Origin of the sequence: Occallatibacter sp., from assembly GCF_049802275.1 — a bacterium.
Taxonomy (GTDB): Bacteria; Acidobacteriota; Terriglobia; order Terriglobales; family Acidobacteriaceae; genus Telmatobacter.
In genome coordinates, this window is record NZ_JBARMD010000087.1 from 1 (window position 1) to 6,355 (window position 6,355).

Consider the following 6,355-nt stretch of genomic DNA (forward strand, 5'->3'; position numbering starts at 1 on the left):
CAGTAGGTACCTCCTGTGACCCAACCTATCCCGGCCTCAAAGCAACTCGCCAGCCACTGCCGTAGCGGCCGCGGCGCCTGCGGCTTCGTTCTGGTGGACAATCCGGACATTAGCCCCAAGACCTGGATTACTTCCTGACCGCGGTTTTGCTTTCAATGGCGTCTCTTGTATAACCAAGACTTTTGCGAGCGTCAGCTTGCCCAAGCAACGTTGCGCAGCGTGTCGTCGAGCTCGAATGGAGCAATCCGAAATCCTTCGCCGCGCACTCGTCCGGTTTGGGGATCGCGGGCAACTCTCGTGACCCACTGATATCCAAAATCCAAATCTGAGGAGTTAAACCAGTCTTGAGGGAAAAGCTGGTAACTCGACTGTTGGGGTCTTGCGACAAGCAGTGCAAGATTAGCATTGGTCCCGTCGTTCCTTGCGGAAATGGCCGATGAGTTGCAGAGGATCAGCAACTCATCGATTGCTTGGAGTTCCTTCGGAAACACGGCAGATATGTTCTCGTCTACCACGCCGGTATTCAAATACATCGAGACCGGTGGCGGATCGGTTAGAGAGAGTCGCACACCCACTGCTCTCTGCATTCCGCGAAACCGCTCCCTCTAAATTGTCCCCGAAGGAAGTAAGCAACCCTGGTTGGATAACAACAAGATGTACCGGAGAAGTATCTTGATTATCCGCTTCGTTTCGCTGGTTCCAAATCAGCAATTTCGAGGAATCGAGCCTCATCACATAGTTGTAATAATTGAGAACGGCGACCACACCCGCGTTTCCAACCAGAAGCGTCCTTCCGCTCGATTGTTCCCAATGAAATCCTTCAACAGTGTGATCACCTGGTCTTGGATACCAAGGGGTTGGGCCGGGTACTCCGTTTGAGAAACTTCCGTGACATGATTTTGTCACAATCCAAGAATAACGGAAAAAGGCTCAACATCCCCGCCCTGGACCTATGATGGTCAAATCGAAAGATCCATTTTGGGCAACTTCTCGTTTGGCGATTACCCGACCTTGACTGCGTGGTCGTCCTTGAAGGCAAGATGTCGGACTGTGTTGCCGGTCTGGAGCGAGATCACGTCGCCCGCCGGCGTCACAAAGATGCCGTTTCCAAAACCGCCATAATAGGGAGGGGCAGGACCGAGTCTGCGAATTTCACTACACGAACCACTCTCAGCATTTAGGCGGAGCAGTTTCACAATCCAGCCTTGCGCCTCCCACCCGGATTGTACGCAATAAATGAAACCATCCTCTTGATAGGAGATCAGCTGTATGAAGTCACCGTCTGCGGAACGGTAGTGCCATCGTTCCCTGCCATCTTGAAGTTCGAAGCAGCGGACGTAGCCGACATTGATGTCTGGCTTGTCTGACCATACGGTCGTCTCCGAGACGCAAACCATATCTGGGCTGAACGTTGCTCCAGTCCATACCCATCCAAAACGCGGCGCAGTCAGCAAGCGTTTCGGGGATTCGATTGCTAAGTCTTGATGGCGAAGCAGAAGGGTGTGGGCACTGTATGGACTATCAAGAGCATCTTCAGCAGCTCTCACCGTCCTCAGCGTCAAGCCTGTGTTTGAATCCAGGCAGTGGACTGGGCGACTCTCAACATCACACCAGATTCGATCTTCCCTTGGCGAGAATTGCAGATGCTGAACCTGTCTGACATCGGTTCGGTGCCAGATTACTTCTCCGGACGCAACGTCATAACAGGCAATGCCGCCCTTCTTCCCCTCTCTCCAGTTGGCTGCGACGACCCGATCGCCAGTGGAGCTGATCGCAAATCGACCGCAGCCATCGTAGACGCTACGCAATTCGGTCAAGGGATCGCCGGTATCCAGACTCCAGATTTCGAGCCTGCCAGGTTCGCAGCCAGTTGCAACAAGGACGGGAGCTTTTCGCGCAACTTGAACGACTTTTCGCATCACCGTCATCATAGCGTTCGGATTCCGGGAGTGTAGTGGGCAATCCGTCAGTGGGCAATCCGTCAGTTATGTTTTGGTAAACATCGCTGAGGCGTCCTGCCGTTTGAGCTCAACCACCCCGAGGCGAAGATCAGCACCTCAGAAGTCCATGTCGGAAACGACGAAGCCTTTATCTGCTAAAGCGAGTCTGCGGGCTGCATACCGCTCTCGGGCCTTGTCGTGCGTCGCAAATCTTTCAGTCTCGATCTCGTCCCACATGAACTGTCGATCCAACTCACTCCAGGTTGCGCGTGATTGCATGATCATCGGCGCGGAACACCAAGTGTCGTCTTCATCGTAAAGGCGTAGCTCATAGAATTCCTGATCATGCGAAGAAACGCCATGCTCGTCGGCCCTTGAGAATACTTCTTGCATCGGATCATTATGGCGATCGTGGACAGTGGCACCGTGCCGAAGGGCACAAGAGAATCCACAGTGGATATTCGCCCTTCATTCGCCTATCCTTACTATGCCATGGCCTTCGGAATGCAGGATCGCAAGCTCTTCGTCGTCGCATGCAAACGATGCCGACTAGATATTTCTGCAGGGGTACCTGAGTTCCCGTTCCAATCAATCGTCGTCACTTGCCCTCTCTGCCGAGAACAACGACGTCATCGTCCCTCGGAGGTTCTGCTTGGCAGACCCATTCATCTGGTCGCGAAACAAGTCAGAGCTGAGGCGCATTTATGGGCGAAATGCACAGAGCCATCTCACGAGAGGAACAGGATCGAAGGAAGCAAGATCGCTTTGCATCCACGGTTGTCATCGCGGCTTCGATCCTTGCGGCTGTTCGTCTGGCACGTGAGGATATCGGCAGGCCGTCCCCGCATCTGACTTCGGTAGTGGCCGACAGTGTTCAACTGGCGAGCACGATAGATCGTGCGATAAGCGAACTGGCGGCTCGCAACTCGCAAAGGGAGATCAGTCTGATAGCTTGACGATCATCTTTCCGATGTTTCGGGCACCGGAGTGAAATAGATCGAGGAAGGCCGCGGGTGCCGCATCCAGTCCTTCTGCAACCGTCTCACGGTTGATGAGCTTGCCGGATTTCAGAGCTGGGACCGCCTCCTCCAGAAAAGCGGGAAGCTCCCTGAAGTGATCCGAGACGATATAGCCCTCAACTCGCAGGCGCTTGCCGATGACGAGCATAAGGTTGCGCGGGCCGGGCACCGGCGTATTGTAGCCAGCGATTCCGCCACACATGGCGATTCGGCCATAGTTGCGCAATGCGCTCAATGCAGCTTCTAGTTGGGGACCGCCGGTGTTGTCGAAGTAGACATGAATCCCGTCCGGCGCAGCCTGCTTCAGATGTTCGAGCAGGTCGCCGTCGCGATAGTTGAAGGCATACCCAACCTTGAGCTCTTCCCGGAGGAAGCTGACTTTTTCTTCGGAGCCAGCACTAGCGATCACCTTGCAACCGCGAATCCTGGCCAACTGGCAGGCAGCATTTCCGACCGCGCCTGCGCCTCCGGACACAAAGATTGTCTCGCCGATTTTCAGACGCGCAATGTGGTTAAGGCCTACCCATGCCGTCAAGCCGGTCACGCCCAGAATTCCAAGATAAGCGGATGCTGGGGCCACTGTTGTATCGACGATTTGGAGGTTTGCCGTCGGCGCAACGAAGGCTTCTCGCCATCCGTACATGCTCTGGACGTAGGTTCCTAAGGGAAGCTTTTCATCCTGCGAAGCGATGACTCGACCGATGGCACCACCTTCCAGCGGTTGACCAATCTGAAATGGCGGAACGTAGGACTTGGCATCGTTCATCCGCCCGCGCATGTAGGGATCGACAGAGAGACACACATTGCGCACGAGCACTTCCCCGACATTGGGGTCGCGAACCTCGACAGTGGCAAACGAGAAATTATCCAGGGAGGGTTCCCCCTGAGGACGGGAGGTGAGACGTATTTCACGACTTTCAATCGGCATGGCTGTTGGACACAAGGATAGCGCGAATGGCTCGATAGAGATCCAAGCCGGGTACGTCCCACAAAACCCAAAATCTGCGGTTGACCGACAACAACTCGAATCCAAGTTCAAATTTCCGCTTGCCTCAGTCAAGTGCCGGAACCAGCGCTGTAAGTGTGACGGCAACGGCAGACGGAAATATCATGTCAGAGTAATTCGCCCGATGGTCGAGGATAAGAAATTCATTGAATTCCATGGCGACACTCCTAAAGACTTGAAGTTAGCTTGCAGAGTACATTAGTAGCTATGACAGCCGGCGCCCCTTCTGGGGGGACGTATTCAGTGGCCAAAGAGAGAGGGAGGCGCCTGTTATTTCTGGCCGCCTTAGGCGCCGGCGTCCTGCTCGGGTTGTTGACGATGATGGTATTGTCGCGGGTGTCGCAGGTCGGGTTATGGGATCGCGTTGCGGGGTTTGTGATGGGCCGCCCGGTTCGATTCAACGTTTCGTCTCCCACCGTTGTGGAGATGATTCAGAAGCTCTCAAGGCTCGAGACGGTCGAATTTTCGCTGGATAAGATCGTGGAAGGCGAGCGGCAAAGCGCCTACCTACCTGACTTTTTAGCCGGCGACAAGCTGCTTCTGGTGGCTCATGGAGAGGTGGTTGCCGGCATCGACTTGGGCCAGCTCAAGGCCGGCGATGTGGTGGTCAGCGGCGATACGGTGCATGTCCATCTGCCGACGGCGCAGATATTTACCACGCGGATCGATAATAGGCGAACTCGCGTGTATTCCAGAACGACTGGCTTACTGGTTGCATCAGATCCGAACCTGGAGTCGGACGTCCGCCAGACTGCCGAACAGCAGATTGCCCAGGCGGCATCTGATGACGGAATTTTGGACAAGGCGAGGCAAAACGCGCGAACCAGCGTGACGGCCCTTTTGTATCAGCTAGGGTTTCGCACTGTGGATGTAAAGTAGCGCGGAAAACAGGAAAATCAAGGCACCAAGTGATTTTCGTCGCTATTGTGTCGGAGCCGAGACTGGAGTTGTTTGCTCCACCTTGCGCGTCTGCTCGACTGCAACTCGCTCGACCGTGATTACTGTAATGTCGTCTTGCTGATCGAGGGCTTTCGCCACCTCGACAATGGTTTTTGCTGGTTGGGTGGAAAGTTAGCGGGCGCGATCAACGCCCAAAATTTGGCCCGTCTTGTCCTGAGCCTCAATAACTCCATCGGAATAGAAAGTGAGGCGGCTGGGAGCATCCAATTGAAATTGGGTGACTTCGTAGGTTGTCGCGCTCGTAATACCAAAGGGCCACAGCATTGCGGTTGATCCTAGACTAGCTCCTCTGAGAATGCCTCGGGAGGTTCCAGGTAGTCGAACACCACCTCCGCGTTCGAAACTGACGACAAGTAGTCCAGAGTGCGGCCGACAGCGTCCTGTGTCAGATATGGCAAACCCGAGCCAAGTGAAAAACGCGGGCGCGTTCTGCTCAAAACCTGCGGCCACGAGCTTCTCTCCCACATCGTCCAGCTCGAAATCGACTGGCGCGAAAATAAGCCGCGGCGGAAGGGCGATTTGAGCTTCAGCCAAGCGCTGGCGTTTCCATGTCTGCGTCGCGGGATGGTCCACCTCATGGATACGGATCTCAAGTGCGCCATGGGGATTCCGGAGAGCGAAAGTGTCGAGCCCGCGCCAAGGATGACGATCTGTCGAGCCCCTCTTTCGACAGCTCTTGACAAAGCATCTTCCGCATCCGGCTTCGCGCGGTGGTGATCAAACGTCCGATGCTGGCCAAGGGGTGTCTGTTCGCAAATTGAAGCACGTCCTTTTCGTCTTCACGCAGAATCTTCATGGCAAATGGGTCATAGAGGATTGAGCGATGATCGAGCACCTGATGAGCAGCTCGTTGTCGGGCGATCATCAGCGCTGTGCGGCTGGGTTCATTAGGCTTCATTTTCGTCCAGTTCTCCTCAATGGCTGATCGCACGAGTTGCGTGTGCGACCAGCCCGGAGCGCGAGTCACGCCACAGAATGCTCATCGATGTGGACAGCCCGGCCAGCAGCACGGCCGCCGTATCCCTTCTTTGAGCTCCGAGCAGACCCTTTCGATATGCTGTCGCCGTGTCTCCTCTTTCTTGACTGAGATGGTCCAGCAGATCCACTCGTTCCGCGCGAGCGGTGTTATGTCTTCCCAGGCCGCCAGTGCATTCGCGTCGGACGCGAGCGCGTTTCGGAGATCAGTAGGAAGGTCATGTACGACTCCTCTGGAGATTCGAACGGTTGTCATAGATTTTCCCGCAAGCTAAAGGATCAAGCATATGACCCGAGAGTACAACTCGGCCTCCGAGACTATCGTGGACAACCACGCATCAAATGGAACATGCACCCGTCGGTCCATAATGACCCATCATGACTCTAGTGGACGTCGCTCGCTGATCAGTGAGCCGATACGAATTCGCATCGCCGCTGGCTGGTTCTCCATGGGA

The 6,355-nt window shown here is 55.1% G+C and carries 8 protein-coding genes and 1 pseudogene; 2 read left to right on the forward strand and 7 right to left on the reverse strand.

Features of this window, described 5'->3' with window-relative positions; genetic code table 11:
* Positions 1-191 precede the first annotated feature (191 nt).
* Together WA354_RS02895 and WA354_RS02900 are read right to left on the reverse strand one after the other, a co-directional pair.
* The gene (locus WA354_RS02895; RefSeq protein WP_472811507.1) at positions 192-587 is read right to left on the reverse strand and encodes a hypothetical protein; all 396 of its coding nucleotides are present in this window, start codon (positions 585-587) and stop codon (positions 192-194) included.
* A 414-nt stretch (positions 588-1,001) separates the two neighbouring features.
* Positions 1,002-1,397, reverse strand: a complete 396-nt coding sequence (locus WA354_RS02900; RefSeq protein WP_472811508.1) for a hypothetical protein — start codon at positions 1,395-1,397, stop codon at positions 1,002-1,004.
* A 246-nt stretch (positions 1,398-1,643) separates the two neighbouring features.
* Here WA354_RS02900 and WA354_RS02905 point away from each other — a divergent pair, with 246 nt between their 5' ends.
* Positions 1,644-1,955, forward strand: a complete 312-nt coding sequence (locus tag WA354_RS02905; RefSeq protein WP_472811509.1) for a hypothetical protein — start codon at positions 1,644-1,646, stop codon at positions 1,953-1,955.
* A gap of 102 nt (positions 1,956-2,057) precedes the next feature.
* On the opposite strand, the gene WA354_RS02910 is transcribed toward WA354_RS02905, so the two are convergent.
* Positions 2,058-2,333: a hypothetical protein gene (locus WA354_RS02910; protein ID WP_472811510.1), complete on the reverse strand. Its 276-nt coding sequence runs from the start codon at positions 2,331-2,333 to the stop codon at positions 2,058-2,060.
* Between the two features lie 546 nt (positions 2,334-2,879).
* Positions 2,880-3,887: an NADP-dependent oxidoreductase gene (locus WA354_RS02915; RefSeq protein ID WP_472811511.1), complete on the reverse strand. Its 1,008-nt coding sequence runs from the start codon at positions 3,885-3,887 to the stop codon at positions 2,880-2,882.
* Positions 3,888-4,208: 321 nt separating this feature from the next.
* On the opposite strand from WA354_RS02915, the gene WA354_RS02920 reads away from it, so the two are divergent.
* Positions 4,209-4,844, forward strand: coding sequence for a DUF4230 domain-containing protein (locus tag WA354_RS02920; protein ID WP_472811512.1), 636 nt, complete (start codon positions 4,209-4,211; stop codon positions 4,842-4,844).
* A gap of 192 nt (positions 4,845-5,036) precedes the next feature.
* Here WA354_RS02920 and WA354_RS02925 read toward each other — a convergent pair whose 3' ends face one another.
* The 3 genes and pseudogenes from WA354_RS02925 to WA354_RS02935 all read right to left on the reverse strand — a co-directional run bounded on the left by WA354_RS02925 (position 5,037) and on the right by WA354_RS02935 (position 6,156).
* Positions 5,037-5,189 carry a SpoIIE family protein phosphatase gene (locus tag WA354_RS02925; RefSeq protein ID WP_472811513.1) on the reverse strand — a complete coding sequence of 51 codons (153 nt, stop codon included), beginning with the start codon at positions 5,187-5,189 and terminating at the stop codon, positions 5,037-5,039.
* 144 nt (positions 5,190-5,333) lie between these two features.
* Positions 5,334-5,546 (reverse strand): annotated as a pseudogene (locus WA354_RS02930) (class I SAM-dependent methyltransferase); the annotation flags it as partial.
* 358 nt (positions 5,547-5,904) lie between these two features.
* Positions 5,905-6,156, reverse strand: a complete 252-nt coding sequence (locus tag WA354_RS02935; RefSeq protein ID WP_472811514.1) for a YdeI/OmpD-associated family protein — start codon at positions 6,154-6,156, stop codon at positions 5,905-5,907.
* Positions 6,157-6,355 lie beyond the last annotated feature (199 nt).